The organism is Streptomyces sp. NPDC037290 (assembly GCF_055603245.1).
This window is the reverse complement of record NZ_JBVJVZ010000005.1, coordinates 429,165-445,268: the sequence shown is the minus strand read 5'-3', so window position 1 is coordinate 445,268 and position 16,104 is coordinate 429,165. Positions and strand designations below refer to the sequence as shown.

Genomic DNA, 16,104 nt, shown 5'->3' with positions numbered 1-16,104 from the left:
CGTCAGTGGGCCACCACCGGCACCGGCACCTCGTCCTCGACGCCCTCGCCGGAGGCCACCGTGGTGGAGCCCGGGCGGCCGGCGTTGACGAAGGTGAAGGCGATCAGGGCGGCGAGCCCCAGGATGCCGACGGCGAACCAGATCGCGGTGCTGTAGCCGTGCACCATGGCCTGCAGCCCGACCAGCTGCTGCTGCGGCTTGGTGGCCGCACCGGCGATGTGGTCCTTGAAGTACGACGTCTTCGCGGACGCTGCGATGGTGTTCAGCAGGGCGGTGCCGATCGCGCCGCCCACCTGCTGGGAGGTGTTGACCATCGCGGAGGCGACACCGGCGTCCCGGGGCTCGACGCCCTGGGTGGCCAGGGACATGGCCGGCATGAACGCCGTACCCATACCGAGGCCGAGCAGCAGCATCGCGGGCAGCAGCAGCATGCCGTACGAGGAGTCGATCTTCAGCTGGGTCAGCAGCAGCATGCCGACACCGGCGACCAGGAAGCCCGGGCCCATCAGCAGGCGCGGCGCGACCCGGGTCATCAGACGGGTGCCGATCTGGGTGGAGCCCGTGATCATGCCCGCGATCATCGGCAGGAACGCGAAACCGGTCTTGACCGGCGAGTAGCCCTTCACGACCTGCAGGTAGTAGGTCAGGAAGAGGAACAGGCCGAACATGCCGATGATGGCGAGGCCGAGGGAGAGGTAGATGCCGCCGCGGTTGCGGTTGCTGACCACGCGCAGGGGCAGCAGCGGGGCCTTGACCCGGGCCTCCACGACCACGAAGGCGAGCAGCAGCACCGCGGAGGCGACGAACATGGACACGGTGACCGCGTCGCCCCAGCCGTCGGACTCGGCACGGGTGAAGCCGTAGACGAGGGCGACCAGGCCGAGGGTGGACAGGATCACGCCGGGGATGTCGAGCGGGGAGCGGTTGCGGCCGCCCTCGGGCTCACGGATGACGAAATAGGCACCGGCCGCGGCGATCACGGCGAACGGGACGTTCACGAAGAAGGTCCAGCGCCAGTTCAGGTACTCGGTGAGGAAACCGCCGAGGATCAGGCCGACGGCACCGCCACCACCGGCGATGGCGCCGTAGATGCCGAACGCCTTGGCGCGCTCCTTGGCGTCGGTGAACATCACCGCGAGCAGCGACAGCGCGGCCGGGGCGAGCAGCGCGCCGAAGACGCCCTGCAGGGCGCGGGCGCCGAACATCATCGGGCCGGTGGTGGCGGCACCGCCGAGCGCGGAGGCGAGGGCGAAGCCGGCCAGGCCGGTGACGAAGGCGCGCTTGCGGCCCCACTTGTCGGCGATACGGCCGCCGAACAGCAGCAGACCACCGAAGGCGAGGGCGTAGGCCGTGACGACCCACTGCCGGTTGCCGTCGGATATGCCGAGGTCCGTCTGTGCGGACGGCAGGGCGATGTTCACGATGGTGGCGTCGAGGACGACCATCAGCTGGGCGAGCGCGATGAAGACGAGCGCCTTCCAGCGGTTGGCGTCGCCTGCCGGAGCGGCGGCGCCGGGAGCCTTGAGGGCTGTGTCGGACATGGGGTACCCACTTCGGGACTTCGTGACGGAAAAGCTGCGAACGATACGGAAAGCTGGGGACTGGGCGGAAAGCTGGGAACTGGACGGAAAGTTGTGAACTACGCCGGAAAAATGCCGAGAAAGGGACCGCAGCAGGACAGCCGCGGCCAGGAGAGACGCGGCGGTCTCGCGACGGTCTCTCCGTGCCGTAGGGATGGACTGGGGTCGGGGGCCGAACTAATCGGTCAGCACTCGCGCAGCTCCTTGATGCTCACGGCCGTGCCCGGCAGGGCGGAGCGGGCGGGCGCCCGCAGGCCGTCGAGGAACAGCTGAAGGTGGCGGTGGACGAAACGGTCGCCGCGCAGGCAGTCCGTACCGGCCGGGGGCCGGCTCAGCTGGGCCACGACGATCATCAGATCACCGACACCGACGTCCGGCCGGAGCTGTCCGGCCGCCTTGGCCCGGCCCATGACCTCCTCCACGAGCTGTTCGACGCGCTCGCGGGAGGCTTCCAGGTCGGGGTGGTGCTGGTCGAACGTGCTGGAGATCATCGGGCACAGCGCGCTGATCCGCTCGTCGGCGGCGGCGTGCACGAAGCGCTCCAGCGCGGCGAAGGCGTCCCCGGTCTCGGCGAGGGCCACCTCGGCCGCCTCGGCCGTACGGTCCATGACGGAGCAGACGACCTCGCGGACGAGGGCCTCGCGATCGGGGAAGTTGCGGTACACCGTGGCGTTGCCGACGCCGGCCCGGCGGGCGATCTCGTCGAGCGGCACGTCCGGCCCGTGCTCGACGAACATCTCCCGGGCGGCGGTGACGATCCGCTCCCGGTTGCGCAGGGCGTCGGCACGGGGCCGGTGCACCTTGCGCGGTGCGGGGGTGGTCGCGGTCGGCACGGTGGACTCCTCGGGTTCTCTGGGTCAGGGCGTTTGAGGGCGATCCGGGGAGGCAGTCCCCGTTTCGCTCGGACACACGACTAAACGGGGAGGGACTCCCCGGTTATTTCCGGCTCGCGAAAAGAATCTCTGTGACCTGAGACACACTCATCTCCCGCCGGGATTCACCCTCGTGCGGACCGGCATTCCCACGATCGGTCTCCTCCAGCGCGCGGCCCGCACCCTGCCGACACAGGGTGATCGCAAGGGTGCAGCCGGAGACCGGCGGCTGCCGTGGAGCGAAGGGCCCCATGCATGCAGCCGCAGCCGCCCCGCCGCACATCCCTTCCCCACGGACACCTTCCCGACGAGGGCCGTTGCAGGGCGCCCCGCACGGACGAGGGCGGTCAGGACGGACGCCGCTCGGGCGAGGGCGGTCAGGACGGACGCCGCTCGGACGACAGCCGTTGCGACAGAAGGGGCGCCGACAAGGGCAGGGGTGAGGGACGCCGCTCCGGTGACGGCCGTTACGACGGACGGGGCTCCGACGACAGCTTTCACCAGACGCGCCGCTCAGACGACGGCCGTTGTGAGGGACGCCTGTCCGACTCCGGCTCGGACCTGCACGACGGAGACCTCGCCGGCCCGGTCCGCCGCGACGGACGCCGGTCCCGCGGCGGCTTCGCCCGGGGATCGAAGGGCCGCGCTCCCCGCGAAGGCCGCCGCCGCATACGCCGCCGCATACGCCCGCGCCGGGTGGCTGCCCTCGCCGCGGTGACCGCGCTAACCCTCGCGGTCAGCACCTCGGCCGGGACCGGACACCTGACGGCGCCCACCACAGCCGGGCCCATCGGCGCGGCCCGCTCCCCCGCACTCGCCCCCTGTACGGTCCACGGCGGTCTCGACGTACAGATGACCGAGGGTCTCCCCACCCCGCACGGCTACGCCCGCTCCACGGGCACGGTCCACGCCCTGACCCTGATGGTCGACTTCTCCGACGCTCCCGGGCAGGGCAGCGCCATGGACCGCTTCCACGAGTTCTTCCCGCAGACCCAGGAGTGGTTCCGCACCGCGTCGTACGGCCGCCTGGACTACCGGCCCGAGACCCCGATCACCGGCTGGCTGCGGATGCCCAAGTCCTTCAAGGAGTACGGCATAGAGCGCGGCGCCCCCTTCGACCCCGGCTACCGTCAACTGGTGCAGGACATCGTGAACGCGGCCGACCCCACGGTGGACTTCCGCTCGTACGACCTCCTCAACGTCCTGATCACCCCGAACGCCGGCCCCTCCGCGCTGGACACCGTCCTGTCCGTGACGTTCGCCGGCAACACCGACGCCCCGGTCGCCGACGGAGTCCCCATCGCCAACGCGTCCTTCGTCTACTCCCGCCAGGACGACGGCTCCGGCTCCTACGGCCGCACCGGCTACCGGGTGCTGCCGCACGAGAACGGCCACACCTTCGGGCTGCCCGACCTCTACACGCAGGAGGGCGGCGGCGCGGTCGGCCACTGGGACATCATGAGCGAGGACTGGGGGGCCAACAACGATCTGCTCGCCTGGCACAAGTGGAAGCTGGGCTGGCTGGACAGCTCCCAGGTGGCCTGCGCGGCGAAGCGGGGCACCGTCGAGTACCAGCTGACGCCGCTGTACAAGCCGGGCGGCGGGAAACTGATCCTGGTCCCCGTCAACGCGCACACCTCCTATGCGCTGGAGGCGCGCGAGCAGGGCGGCAACGACGAGGCGATCTGCCGCCCGGGCCTGCTGATCTACAGGGTCGACGGCACGATCGACACCGGACGCGGTCCCGTCACGGTCTACGACAGCCACCCCCACAGCGGCGGCTGCACCCGCAACCCCAACGTCCAGGCGGAACTCTCCGACGCCCCCTTCTCCCCCGGCACCACGTTCAAGGACCCTCGGCATGGCATCACCGTGCAGGTGGTCGGCAAGGACGACGAGGGAACGTACCGGGTGCGGGTGACGCGGAGGTAGGGGTGGAGCGGGGATTACCGTAGGCGTGCCCGTATGCCGTACCGGAGAGCCGATGCCCGCCAAGACCGCCCTGGATGCCGACGCCCGTAGAGAAGCGGGGGAAGCGGTCGGGCCGTTGCTGCGCGGGGTCGGGGTGCTGCGGCGGCTGACCGAGGCGGGCGGCACGCTGAGTCCGAGCGCGCTGGAGCGGGCCACCGGGCTCGCCCGCTCCACGGTCGACCGCATCACCGCGACCCTGGCCCGCATGGACCACGTCCGCCTCGACGGCCGGGACGTCGTCCTCGCCCCCGGCGTGATGAACCTGGGCAACGCCTACCTGGCCGCCCTCCGCCTCCCCGCGCTGCTGGGCGCGCACGCCGACGCCCTCGCCGACGAGCTGGACGAGTCGGTGTCACTCGCGGTGGCCGACCTCGACGGCATCCGCTTCATCCACCAGGCCACCCGCCGCCGCGCGATGTCCGTGAGCTTCCGCATCGGCGACCTGCTCCCGGCCGAACGCACCGCGCCGGGCCCGCTGTTCGCGACCGAGTGGACGCAGCCGGACTGGGCCCGCTGGCGCGCCCGCCGGGCGGCGGACCCGACGGACGCGACGTTCCCCGCCGTACCGCCCCACCCGCTGCCCACCGACGACTCCACGTTCGCGCAGCGGGTGGAGCGGGCGCGCCGGGACGGCTGGGCGCTGGACGACCAGCTGATCGAACCGGGCCTGGTCGCCGTGTCCGTACCGGTACGGGACCCCGGCACCCGCCGTCTGGCCTGCGTGGCGAGCGTGGTCAGCCACACCAGCCGGCACTCGGCCGACGGCCTGCGCACGGCCCTCCTCCCCCGGCTTCGTACGGCGGCGGCAGTGATGGAGTCCGAGCTGCGCACCGCTCCCCCGCCGGAGCCCGGCCCGTCGGCCTCGGGCCTCGCGACCTGGACCACGGCGTCCAAGCACGAGCTGGGCCGGGACTTCGTGGAGTCCCTGGCGCGCGGCCTGACCGTGCCGACCGCTTTCGGCGAGGGCCGCGCGGCGCTGTCGCTGACGGAGGCGGCCCGGGCGACCGGCCTGTCCCGCGCCACGGTCCGCCGCGCGCTGCTCACGCACGAGCAGCTGGGCCTGGTGTCCTCCCGCCCCGACCGCGCCTTCGCCCTCACCCCCCGCGTCCTCGACCTCGGCTTCCCGCCCCTGTCCCGCACCACGCTCCCCCGCCTGGCCGCACCGCACCTGCGCGCCCTCGCGGACCGGGTGCACGAGCCGACGGCACTGGCGGTGCTGACGTCCGACGGCACGGAGATCCAGTACACGGCCGGGGCCGGCACGAGCCGTGTCCTCACGGTGCACATCACCGTCGGGGCCCGCCTTCCCGCCGCCGCGACGTCCCTGGGCCGCGTCCTCCTGGCGGACAGGGACTCCCCCCTCCCCCCGGCCCTCGCCGAGGTCCGCGCCCGGGGATACGCCCTGGCCGACGAGGAGCTGGAGTCGGGCCTGCGGTCCATCGCCGTACCGGTACGGGACCGGGCCGGCCGGGCGGTCGCGGCACTGAACATCGCCACGCACGCGGCCCGCCGCACCCTGGACGCATGCGTCCACGACCTGCTGCCGGAGTTGCGCCGGGCCGCCGACCACATCCAGACCGACCTGCACACCGCGTCCCGCTTCGCCCGGATCCCCCTGTCCTGAACCCGCCACCCCACCCACCCGCCCCCTGATCCGGTACCCTGTGGACCGAGCGCCTCACCGGGCGCCCACCCACGCCTTCGTAGCTCAGGGGATAGAGCACCGCTCTCCTAAAGCGGGTGTCGCAGGTTCGAATCCTGCCGGGGGCACCAGGCAAAACGGCCCGGACCGATCATGGTCCGGGCCGTTTTGACGGCACCATTTGACGGCAGTCGCCCTTCTACAGTCAGCGGGGCTCCGCACTTCAGCGCGTGGTGGGATCAGAGGACGGTGCCCTCTCCTCACTCGTCCCTGTTCTCTCCCTCCGGCGCGGCCAGTTCAATACCTCGCACCCGCCGGAGCCAGCGCGCCAGTGCAAACAGGGCCGCACCAGCAGCTCCGCAGGGCTCCCACACGTCAGTCAAGAGAGCCGTAAGCCCATCGTCACCGACGATAAAGACGGCTTGACCGCCGACTACCGCCGCAATGAACGCATTGGTCCGGGACGGGACACGCAGGAGCCAGTCCACGGGACGCCAGAAAAGTCGTGCATGATCGTGCAGTCTCAGCCGGACCGCTGCCAGCACAAAGCCGACAACTAGCACCCTCTGCTGCCTGGGCCGGAGCACTCCGCCCCCCTCTGGGTCGCCAGCCAGCACGGCAGCCCAGTCATCACGAAGGTGAGTCCGTCCGGGGCCCGCCAGCTGCGCCGCCCAGGCTGTTGCCCACTCGGCGAACGGAGTCGGGGTGCTAACCACGCTCGCTACCTCGGGTACGCCGTTCTCAACGTCCGCGACAGGACGGTACGGCGGCAACGCCTCCTCGGCGAACCGTGCCGCGACCTGCATGAAGCGGTCAACATGGTCTCGATGCTCGACACTCAGGACAACGAAGTGATCAGCGTCCACGAACATGAGCAACGCACGAAAGTTCATGTTCAGACGAATCGTGAAGTATGCGCCTGTCCGACCGTACGAGTGCAAGCCAAGGGAAGGGTGCTGCGGGTTCGTCCGCAACCGATGTATCGCCTCACGGTCAGCGCCCGCAAGGACCCGACCGAGCATGCGCAAATCCGTGTCTGCATCGCTGGTGACACTCACCTTGACCCGGGTATTCGTCACGCCGCTCCCCCCGCCAGGCCAAGGCCAAATCGACGTTCCCGACGCGCACTCAGCGCCTCTGTGGCTTGTCTGCGCCCAGTCCCGGTCAGCTCATAAAAGCGGCGGGCTGGCCGGCCCGGATGAGGACCCACCTCCTCGTGGCTGGTAACCCAACCGCGCTCGCTGAGTCGCTCGAGGATGGGGTAGACGGTGCCTGGCCCTAGATCGGCGTCTCGGCAGATGCTGAGACCCCAGGCGGGAGCCTCGTCCGTGGCGGAGAGCAACGCCTCCAAGACGGCGATCGTCGGCTTCGTGAGCCGGATGTTCGTCATAAAGAAAGTGGAGCATGTATCGAGTACGACATGCAAGCGTATATCGAGTACGACATGCTGTTGCTCGGGTAGACGATGCACCTACCCGAGCAGCACCCATGAAGACCGTGGGCCTAAGCAGCAGGCAGGCGGCGCTTCAGCAGCCGGTCCATGTGGCTGATCGCCTCGCGCTGGGTGTCGTGCACGACGTGCGTGTACACGTCCATCGTGATGCTGATCTGGCTGTGCCCCAGGATCTCCATGATGACGCGCGGTGCGACGCCAGCGGCCGTCAGCAGCGTCGCGCAGCCGTGCCGCGCGTCGTGCAGTCGGACCACCCGCAGCCCCGCATCGGCCGCGACCCGGGTGAAGGAGCGGTAGACGTTCCGCGGCTCGACCGGCCGGCCGTTCCGCGTCGCGAAGACGTAGCCGGTGTCCGACCAAGCGACGCCCGTGCGCGCGAATGCCTCCCGCTGCCTCAACCGGTGCCAGCGCAACGGCGCGAGGCACAGCGCCGGCATCGGGACCACCCGGCTACGGCGGCTCTTGGGGTCGTCGTCGTACAGCGTTCCCCTACGGCGCTGCGTCTGCTGGCGGACGTGCAAGACGCGGTTGTCCAGGTCCATGTCAGACCAGCGCAGCCCCACCAGCTCGCCGCGCCGCAGGCCCATGGCGACGGCCAGCACGAACGCGGCGTACAGCGGATCACGGCGTGCGGCCTCCAGGAACGCCAATGTCTCCTCCAGGGACCACGGCCGGATCTCCCGCTGTTTCACGCGCGGTGGTTCCACCAGTGACGCGACGTTCCGCGTGATCAGTTCCTCGCGGACGGCCGCAGTGAGCGCCGTACGCAGCACTCGGTGCGCTTCCTTGGCTGTCGCGGCTGTGTGGGTGTTCTGCATGCGCGTGATGAACCGGCGTACGTCGGCAACGCTCAAGGTCTCCAGCCGCTTCGTGCCCAGCACGGGGATCAAGTAGAGACGCACGTGGGTTTCGTACTTGTCGTAGGTGCTGAGCTTGCGGCGCGGCTCGACGTAGTGCTGCAGCCAGTACGGCAGCCACTCGGAGAGCTTGGCGGACCGTGTCGGCGTCGGGATGCCCTGGCGGTCACGGCGCACCAACTCCTGACGCTTGGTGTCGCACTCCTCCCACGTGTTCCCGTACACCGTCTTACGCTTGCGGGTGCCATCGGGCTGCGGGACGTACACGCGTGCCTCGTAGCGGCCGTCCTTACGCTGCCAGATGCTTCCAGCACCGTTGGGGTTTCTCTTTCGCTGAGGCATCAGGCTGCGTTCTCCTCAAGTCGGTCTTGCATGTAGTGGCGTACGGCGTCGACCGGGATGCGGCGGGCGCGGCCGGACGTGTAGCTCGGGAGCTGCTTGGAGCGGATGAGGTCGTAGACCTTGCTGCGGCTGAGCCTCAGAGCGGTCATGACCTCCGGGACAGTGAGGGCTTGCGGGTCGCTCGCTACGACGGTCAGCACGTTGAGACCTCCGAGAGAGGGCAGGGCCTACGAATGGAGCTAGTTCGGGCGCGTCAGGAGCCCGCATGTGTCCGAGGTGCGGATTTCTGCGTCATCACGTCACTCACGTCATCTGTGGCTTTGACCTGCGGTTATTCGGTGACGCGGGCAGCTCAGCGCGTGTCACCGGGCGGGGCGGGGCTCTGTCACCCGTGACGCGGGTGACGCCGGATGACGCAGGTGTCGGCTGTCTGCGTCATCGCTGTAGCCGCTGGTCAGGGGCCGGTTTCGGGTGGCTGGTGACGTGGGTGACGCAGCGTCTCCTCTCTTAGGAATAAGAGAGGGGGTGGTGTTCGTAGTGGTGCGGTGCGGCTCAGGCCGTGAAGAAGGAGCCGCTTCGCGGCGCGACTGCGCAGCGGCGGCACGCCGCCGGAACAGCAAGAGGAGCACCGCGCGGGCGGCGGGTGCTCCTCTTGCTTGTTCGGTGCCGGCGCCGTGGTGGCGCGGGTCAGAACGCCGCTTCCTGCTCGTGCGGGGACGGGAGCGGGGGGCGGGTCATTTCGATGTAGCGGGCGGCGCTGGTGCGGCCCCAGTCGATGAGGACGCCGCGTGCGGCGAGGGTCGGCTGCAGCCGCTTGAGCCGGTCGGAGAGCACCTTGCCGGTGGTGGGCCAGCCCTTGGGCAGGGGACGGCACTCCTCGCCGCTGTAGAGGCTGGTGAGGCAGTGCAGCCACTCGGATGACGTCATGCGGACTTCCGCGCCGGCATCGAGCCCGGCGGCGTGCTGCAGAACCGTCTGGGCGAGGAGGTCGCCTTCGATGACGTCGTCGTTGAGGTCGTCGAGGCTGGCCCGGTAGGCGTTGAGTGCGCCGAAGCCGGTGGCCGCGTCGAGTTGCGCGCACAGGTGGGCGAAGTCGGCCATCCGCAGGTCGGTGGGGGTGTCCGCCTGGGCGGCCCGCACCTTCACGGTCAGGTCCAGCAGGGAGCCGAGAACGACGGGGAGGATCTCCGCGTACTCCGCCCACAGCTCCGCCTCGGTGCGCCGTACCCGGGGCCGCACGAGACGGAGCGGCAGGAGGCGCTCGGCGAGGTCGGGGCGGATGACGCCGACGTCGATGCCGGTCAGGAGCATGGGGCGCCGGTAGCGGGAGCGGACGACGTCGCCGTCGGTGAACAGTGCGCGTTTGATGCTTTCGGCGCCGGTGACGATGCAGCACATGAGGTCGGACAGGTCGGGGGGCAGGTGGGAGAGGTTGTCCAGGGCGGTGACCCAGCCGGCGGCGACGGCCGTGATCATGTTCTCCTCGTCCTTCGGGGCCCGGCGCAGGTCGCCACTCATCCCTTCGATGATCCGCACGAGCATCCGGCCGCCGGTGGACTTGCCCGCCCCTTGGGGGCCGGTGAGGAACGGGGCGGGGACGGGCACGGACGGCTCCAGGCAGCCGATGAGCCAGGCGAGGGCCAGGCACTCGGTCTCGGCGCTGGCGAAGTTGCACAGGCGGAGTAGGAGGTCGATGCCCTTGCCGTCGGTGTCCCGGGCGGGCAGGGGGAGTTCGCCGGTGAGCTGGGTGCGCCGCCAGCAGACTTCCTGCGGGTCGGGGGTGAGGATGTCCCAGCCGGTGGGGTGGATACGGACGGAACGGCCGTCGGTGCGGCCCAGGTCGAGCCAGGTCGCGCCGTCGAATCCGGGGGCGACGCGGATGTGGGTGGGCTGTACGTCCTCGGTCAGGGCGAGCGCTTCGATCAAGTCCAGCGCCTCCTTGAGTGCCGTGCCGTTGAACACGCCGATGCCGTCTTTGAAGAGGCCGACCATGAGTTCCTGCCGGTGGCTGCCGGTCGTGCCTTGGGAGCGGATGGGCCGGGCGACGGGGTGGCCGTTCTTCTGCGCGTAGACGGTGCCGTCGATGGTGCGGAAGTACCGGAAGTGCGCTTGTGCGTAGTCGGTGATGATCTGGCGGGCCGGGGTCTTCTCGTCCTCGGACATGACTCACATCCCCAGTGCGGTGCGGGCGTTTGTCCACGCTTCGGTGCAGTGCCGGGGTGATTCGCCCTTGGCCTGCGCGGCGGTGAACAGCCGCGCGATGTGCGCTTCGGTGAGGCAGCCGCACCGGCCGTGTGTCGACAGCACCGCGAGGAACGTCCGGTAGACGGTGGCGTGCACCGCGCTGCGGGCCTCGGTGATGCGCTGCACGGCCATGGCGATGCCACGTTCCAGGTAGGCGGGTGTGCGGTGCCGGCACTCCCCCTCCCCGCCCTTCAGAGGCACTGTGAGCGTCTGTGACGCCCTGCGAGCCGTGGGCGGTTCCTTTACTGTCAGGGCGCGCACGGCGTCCGGGAGAGCGGCCGTGACGCCAATGCCGGGGCCGAGCCAACGGGCGTACTGCATAAGGGATTTGATGTCGACACCGGGCCGGACCGCATTCGAGGACGGCATCGTGCCCCGGTAGATCCAGTGCTCGCCCCGCGTCGTGAGCACGGTCCGGGTGACGGGCAGGTTGGTGCGGGCCCACTGGATGGCGGCGGGGTCGTCCAGGTCGACCACGGTCACCCCGGCCCCGCCGGGGTGGTAGGCGATTGTCGCCGCCTGCCGCCACGCTGGCGCCCAGGCAGGGGAGTTGAGGACATGCGGGTCGGTGGTCGCGGCGGCCCAGGCGTGGCACGGCTGCGGGCAGGCGCAGGGGCCGGGGGTCCTCATGTTCGGCCGGCCGCCGCACGCGTTCTGTGCACAGGCCGGGCAGTTCCCGAACGGCACCTTCCCCTTGCGCAGCGGCAGTACCGGAACACCGTCCGCCGCGAGGTCCAGCGCGGTGCGCAGGTGGCTGGTCGAGGCGCTCACGCGACCACCCCCAGATCCGCCGTGGCGCGCGCGGCGAGGAAGGCCCGCCCGATCCACTCGGTGTAGGCCGGGGGCAGCGCTTCCCGCAGACGAAGGTGATCGGTGGACCAGTCGATGCCCTTGGCGGCCCGGATCTCCTCCACCGTGGCCTTGCCCCCACCCTGGCCGTACGCGGCCACGTAGGGGCCGTCGTGGTACTCGCCGTGCCGCCAGCCGCGCACGCGGCCTCGGTGCCGGGGGTGGGGCGGCTGCATGGTGGTCCAGCGGCCGAGTTCGAAGTAGCGGTGCATGAGCACGGCGAGGCCGAACTGTTCCCCGCACAGGCGCAGGTCCTTGCGGACCTCGGAGCCGGCCACGTTCTCGATCACATACGGCCGGCCCGTCGCCTCCAGCGCGGCCCGCGTGGGCGCGATGAGCCGGGGGTAGATCCGGCCGACCTGCGCATTGCGCCGAGCGTTGGTACCCCTGGTCGGGGCGCCCTCTCCCTGGCACGGCGGGGAGGCGTGGATGAAGTGGAAGCGGTGGCCGTGGGCGCGGATGAACTCGATCGCGTCGCCCTGGTGGAACGCGTCGCCCCGGTAGTCGGGCTGTGCTTCCTTGTCCACGCCGGTGATGTGGCAGCCGGGGAACGCGCGCCGGTAGCCCTCGGTCGCGCCGCCGATGCAGCAGAACGCGTCCAGGATCAGTAACGGGCCGTCCAGGGCGAAGAAGCGCCCGATGTCCCTGCGATGGGTCATGCTGAATGCCTCCAGTTCTCTGAGGAAGTGCTGGATGACAAGGGCGGCCCCGGTTCTTGGCGGAATGGGGGGCCGCCCTTGGCGTAGCTAGGGCTGCGTTGCCCAATGGGCGTACTGCTGGCGGATGTAGGCGCGCGGGTCGCAGATGGGGGCCGCGTCGTCCAGGTCCATCAGGCGGCGCGCCACCTGCAAGGCCTGCTCTTCGGTGGTGGTCCAGCCGGGGGTTAGGCCGGCGGCCATGCGGTCGGTGACGGCGGCGCGTCGCAGCCACCACTCGCGATCGCGTTCCTGCGGCTCGTGTCCGCACAGCCAGTGCATTTCGGTGGGTACGTCCGGTGCAGTGGCGTACACCTCGTATCCGGGCCACGCGGCGGTGTTCTGCTCCGGGGCCTGCTTGTGGTCGGCGTAGAGGTAGAGGCGGTTCTGCTTCCCGTCGCGGGTGGGCAGGACCGTGATGGTTCCGGCGTTGAAAGTGTCGTCCAGGGCGGCGACGACGTGATCGGTGTCGGCGGGGTCGCAGATGATCCGGATGGCGAACACACGGGCTCCTATCGAGTCAGTGGCGCTCGTTGCGGGTGCGGGCGAACAGTCCGCGCGTGTGCGTGGTGGTGTTCTCCTGCTTGACCGGGCCGCTGTAGTGGTGGTGGTGCTCGGTGTGCACGTCCCTGAGGGAGCGCAGGGCCGAGCCGACGGCCGTGACGACGGCGGCCACGGCGGCAATGGGCAAGGTGACGAACAGGACGTCGGTGAGGGAGACGGCGGCCAGTCCCCGGCAGGCGAGCCAGACGCCGCAGCCAATGCCGACGAACGCGGCGCCGACGCCGATGCCGGCGACGATGGTTCCGGCGGCCCACGCGGGCACGATCCGGCGCTCCGGCTGCGGGACAGGCAGGGTGCTGCCGTAGGCGGGCAGGGGACTGGTGTCGCGGTAGGCGGTCGGCGTCTCGGGGGCGGGCCGGTAGGCGTCGGCGATGATCCGGCGGGCCTCAGCGGCGGCCACGTCGTCGCTCATCCCGGTGGTCGGCTGGACCGTGCCGGGGGTGATCTCGGAGGACATGCGGAATCCCTTCCGGTGCTGAGTGAGGGAGGCGACGGCATCCCCTTCGGGGTGCCGTGTGGAGGGGGTCTTCGGGGGTCTGAGCTGCGGGCCTCCCTGACTCCCTGATGGATCATTCGTGCTGGTCAGGGGCAGGGAGGCGGGTCAGGGAGGGGTTCAGGGAGTTCTCCCTTCCTCCCTGACCCGCCGGGGATCACCTCCCTGCCGTCAGGAAGCGGAAGCGGAACCGGTGTCGTCGCGGTCGGCGAGCACGCGGGCGAGCCGGTCACGGCTGATGACCATCACGCCGTCGGACTTGTACGGCTCGGCTCCGGTGCCGTCCAGGACGCGCTTGAGGTCGAGGAACGACCAGCCGCCGTAGGCCTCGGTGTTCAGGCTGGCGAGCCGGGTGATGACCTCCTGCGTGCGCACCCGGGCGTCGGTGCCGACCACGGCCGCGATGTCGGCGAGCGGGTCCCGCTCCTCGGCGCGCTCGATGGCGTGCAGAGTGGTGACGCCACTGCGCAGGGCCTTGGCCCGGTCGGCGATGACCTGCGCGTCGTCGTCGCTGATGTAGTGCGTGCGCACGGTGATGGACGACTGGCCCTTGGGGATTTCGATGCCGCTGGAAGCGACGACCAGGGTTCCCTGGTCCAGGCCGGGGCGCAGCAGGTTCGGGGCGGCGCCGCCGTCGACCGCCTTGTCCCCCAGCGCCATGCGTGCCTGGGACTCGGTGCCCAGGGCGAGCGCGGCGCGGGTGTGGGCGCCCTCGCGGACGAGCTTGGGAAGGTTCTGGTCGGTGGGGTCCTGCGTGCCCTGCCACATCAGCACGTTCACGGCACGGCCCTGGTTGTGGATCTTCCGGACGGCCATGAAATAGCGTGAGGTGGCCTTGGAACCGCCGTAGGGGCGGCCGTCCTCGTCCTTGACCGGGCACATGAACGCCACCTGCGCCTCGTCCACGAGGCAGATCAGCGGCGGGAATTCGATGCCCGGGTCGTGCTGGCGGGCCTCGATCCGGCGGTTCATCTCGTCCACCACGCCCTCGACCATCTCGGTCACCTGGATGACGTGGTCATCGGTCGGGCCCTGGATAAGCACCGTGGCCAGGCCGTCGAACATGACCCAGTCACCGCCCTTGAGGTCGGCGAGGCGGAACTCCACCGTCTTGTCGAGTGCGGCCCACAGGGCGAGCGCGCGCAGGGACGCGGTCTTGCCCTGGTTGGATAGACCGGTGATGAGCAGGTGCCGCTGATACAGGCTCAGGGCCGCCGCGTCGCCGCGCAGGTCCTGCCCCCACGGCGCCCTGCCTGTCTTATAGTTCGCCGTCATCGTCTCGTCCGTGACCAGGGGGGACGGCCCGATCGGTTCGTCCAGGGCGCCGGAGTCGGCCACCCACAGCCGCACCGTGCGGGCGGCGGTGGGGATGGTGATGAACACCTCGTGTTCGTGCCGGGACAGGTTCTCGGCGAGCTTGCGCCGCTTGCCCTGAACCTCGTTGGTCGACACCCCCGACGGCAGGGTCACGTCGACCTCCACCCCGCATCCGGCGATCACGATCGGCGACAGCATGGACGCGCCGGCATCGCCCATCTCCGTGATGGCCTTGCGCAGAGCGGGGATGCCCAGGTCCCGCAGGGCCTTGACCACAATGGACGGGGTGATCGGCTCACCCTCGCCGTTGCGGACCCGCTCGGGCAGCGCCCAGTTCGGTGCGGCGTGCTGGTGGGCGCCGACCGACCACAGCGCGAGCAGGGCCAGGAAGGGGCCGATCGTGATCGCGGGGCCCCACACCACGCGCACGATCGTGATCATCAGGTTGATGAACTTGATGACCGCCATCAGCGGCGTGACGACCTCGGTCGGGTCCTTCGTGGCGATGGCCATCGCGATGCCGAGCAGGACCAGAGAGCCGACGCCCATGCCGGCGCTGACGGCCGCGCCCTTGGCGGCGTCGAGTGGCGAGTGCAGCAGGTCCATGCGGCGGCGGTGGCGTGCCTCCCGGTAGCGCTGCCCGCGCTCCTCCCACTCGGCAGCCGCCTCGTGGTCCCCCGCGGCTTCCGCCGCCCGGATCATGCGCTCGTACCGGGCGGCGGTCCGGCCGTCCCAGGTGCGGCGGCCCACGATCCTCGCGCCGCCAGCCACGTAGAGGGTGTGCCGGGCGACCGCGCGGGCCGTGGTCCGGGTGGTCTCGTGGGTGACAAAGGCCTTGATAGCGCGGCCGGAGCGCACCCACAGCGGCACGGGTGCCAGCGGAGCGGGGTCGGGGACCACAGTCAGCGTGGTCACGCTCGCCTCTTCGGCGGTCGCGTCGGTGTTCTTGTGCAGGTGAACGACGTTGCCGCTCATGCGGAATGTCTCCTGACTGCCCCGATCGGGGCGGGAGGCGATGAAAGGGGCTGGGGCGGTGGTTCCAGGCCGGCGTAGAGCTGTCCCGACGCCTCGCAGCGGGCAGGGGAAGCCGACGAAAAAGGGCCCTGAAGTGCGTGCGCGTGCGAGGTCGGACGCTGTCCCGGTTTCGGGGGGGGTGCCGAATCGTTCGAGTGAACGTACGTGCCGGAAAGGTCAGTTGGGTGCTGAGCTGGGCAGTCGTCCGGGC

14 protein-coding genes and 1 tRNA gene are annotated in these 16,104 nt (G+C 70.5%); 3 read left to right on the top strand and 12 right to left on the bottom strand.

What is annotated here, in order from left to right; all coding sequences use genetic code 11:
• Positions 1–2: 2 nt before the first annotated feature.
• Both ACZ7HQ_RS20730 and ACZ7HQ_RS20725 read right to left on the bottom strand, forming a co-directional pair.
• Complete coding sequence (locus ACZ7HQ_RS20730; RefSeq protein WP_470991630.1) at positions 3–1,541, bottom strand: MFS transporter; 1,539 nt, start codon at positions 1,539–1,541, stop codon at positions 3–5.
• 224 nt (positions 1,542–1,765) lie between these two features.
• Complete coding sequence (locus tag ACZ7HQ_RS20725) at positions 1,766–2,413, bottom strand: TetR/AcrR family transcriptional regulator (RefSeq protein WP_470991627.1); 648 nt, start codon at positions 2,411–2,413, stop codon at positions 1,766–1,768.
• A 735-nt stretch (positions 2,414–3,148) separates the two neighbouring features.
• Between ACZ7HQ_RS20725 and ACZ7HQ_RS20720 the strand changes: the two genes are divergently transcribed.
• The 3 genes from ACZ7HQ_RS20720 (at position 3,149) to ACZ7HQ_RS20710 (ending at position 6,196) form a co-directional block, all read left to right on the top strand.
• A complete protein-coding gene (locus ACZ7HQ_RS20720; protein ID WP_470992249.1) occupies positions 3,149–4,384 on the top strand; it encodes a M6 family metalloprotease domain-containing protein in 1,236 nt (411 codons plus the stop codon).
• A gap of 52 nt (positions 4,385–4,436) precedes the next feature.
• Positions 4,437–6,047, top strand: coding sequence for an IclR family transcriptional regulator domain-containing protein (locus ACZ7HQ_RS20715; protein WP_470991624.1), 1,611 nt, complete (start codon positions 4,437–4,439; stop codon positions 6,045–6,047).
• Between the two features lie 73 nt (positions 6,048–6,120).
• A tRNA-Arg gene (locus tag ACZ7HQ_RS20710) sits at positions 6,121–6,196 on the top strand.
• A 129-nt stretch (positions 6,197–6,325) separates the two neighbouring features.
• Here the strand turns inward: ACZ7HQ_RS20710 and ACZ7HQ_RS20705 are convergent.
• The 10 genes from ACZ7HQ_RS20705 to ACZ7HQ_RS20660 form a co-directional block, all read right to left on the bottom strand.
• Entirely contained in the window at positions 6,326–7,144 is an 819-nt protein-coding gene (locus tag ACZ7HQ_RS20705) for a type II toxin-antitoxin system RelE family toxin (protein ID WP_470991621.1), read from the bottom strand.
• Entirely contained in the window at positions 7,141–7,455 is a 315-nt protein-coding gene (locus ACZ7HQ_RS20700) for a PadR family transcriptional regulator (protein ID WP_470991618.1), read from the bottom strand. Before ACZ7HQ_RS20700 ends, ACZ7HQ_RS20705 begins: the two co-directional genes overlap by 4 nt.
• A gap of 113 nt (positions 7,456–7,568) precedes the next feature.
• Entirely contained in the window at positions 7,569–8,717 is a 1,149-nt protein-coding gene (locus ACZ7HQ_RS20695; RefSeq protein ID WP_470991613.1) for a tyrosine-type recombinase/integrase, read from the bottom strand.
• A complete protein-coding gene (locus ACZ7HQ_RS20690) occupies positions 8,717–8,917 on the bottom strand; it encodes a helix-turn-helix domain-containing protein (RefSeq protein WP_030341659.1) in 201 nt (66 codons plus the stop codon). The genes ACZ7HQ_RS20695 and ACZ7HQ_RS20690 overlap by 1 nt, the downstream gene beginning before the upstream one ends.
• A 487-nt stretch (positions 8,918–9,404) precedes the next feature.
• On the bottom strand, positions 9,405–10,880 hold the full coding sequence (locus ACZ7HQ_RS20685; RefSeq protein ID WP_470991610.1) for an ATP-binding protein: 1,476 nt from the start codon (positions 10,878–10,880) through the stop codon (positions 9,405–9,407).
• A 3-nt stretch (positions 10,881–10,883) separates the two neighbouring features.
• Positions 10,884–11,732, bottom strand: a complete 849-nt coding sequence (locus ACZ7HQ_RS20680) for a bifunctional DNA primase/polymerase (protein ID WP_470991607.1) — start codon at positions 11,730–11,732, stop codon at positions 10,884–10,886.
• On the bottom strand, positions 11,729–12,469 hold the full coding sequence (locus ACZ7HQ_RS20675; RefSeq protein ID WP_470991603.1) for a class I SAM-dependent methyltransferase: 741 nt from the start codon (positions 12,467–12,469) through the stop codon (positions 11,729–11,731). The genes ACZ7HQ_RS20680 and ACZ7HQ_RS20675 overlap by 4 nt, the downstream gene beginning before the upstream one ends.
• An 87-nt stretch (positions 12,470–12,556) precedes the next feature.
• Complete coding sequence (locus tag ACZ7HQ_RS20670) at positions 12,557–13,009, bottom strand: hypothetical protein (RefSeq protein ID WP_470991600.1); 453 nt, start codon at positions 13,007–13,009, stop codon at positions 12,557–12,559.
• Positions 13,010–13,025: 16 nt separating this feature from the next.
• Positions 13,026–13,526 carry a hypothetical protein gene (locus ACZ7HQ_RS20665; RefSeq protein WP_470991597.1) on the bottom strand — a complete coding sequence of 167 codons (501 nt, stop codon included), beginning with the start codon at positions 13,524–13,526 and terminating at the stop codon, positions 13,026–13,028.
• Between the two features lie 207 nt (positions 13,527–13,733).
• Positions 13,734–15,854: an FtsK/SpoIIIE domain-containing protein gene (locus ACZ7HQ_RS20660; RefSeq protein WP_470991594.1), complete on the bottom strand. Its 2,121-nt coding sequence runs from the start codon at positions 15,852–15,854 to the stop codon at positions 13,734–13,736.
• Between the last annotated feature and the right edge of the window lie 250 nt (positions 15,855–16,104).

What these genes read in the sequence shown, in the direction of transcription:
- ACZ7HQ_RS20730 (WP_470991630.1), bottom strand. Translation starts at nt 1,541, where the DNA reads ATGTCCGACACAGCCCTCAAGGCTCCCGGCGCCGCCGCTCCGGCAGGC.
- ACZ7HQ_RS20715 (WP_470991624.1), top strand. Translation starts at nt 4,437, where the DNA reads ATGCCCGCCAAGACCGCCCTGGATGCCGACGCCCGTAGAGAAGCGGGG.
- ACZ7HQ_RS20700 (WP_470991618.1), bottom strand. Translation starts at nt 7,455, where the DNA reads ATGACGAACATCCGGCTCACGAAGCCGACGATCGCCGTCTTGGAGGCG.
- ACZ7HQ_RS20695 (WP_470991613.1), bottom strand. Translation starts at nt 8,717, where the DNA reads ATGCCTCAGCGAAAGAGAAACCCCAACGGTGCTGGAAGCATCTGGCAG.
- ACZ7HQ_RS20685 (WP_470991610.1), bottom strand. Translation starts at nt 10,880, where the DNA reads ATGTCCGAGGACGAGAAGACCCCGGCCCGCCAGATCATCACCGACTAC.
- ACZ7HQ_RS20675 (WP_470991603.1), bottom strand. Translation starts at nt 12,469, where the DNA reads ATGACCCATCGCAGGGACATCGGGCGCTTCTTCGCCCTGGACGGCCCG.
- ACZ7HQ_RS20665 (WP_470991597.1), bottom strand. Translation starts at nt 13,526, where the DNA reads ATGTCCTCCGAGATCACCCCCGGCACGGTCCAGCCGACCACCGGGATG.
- ACZ7HQ_RS20660 (WP_470991594.1), bottom strand. Translation starts at nt 15,854, where the DNA reads ATGAGCGGCAACGTCGTTCACCTGCACAAGAACACCGACGCGACCGCC.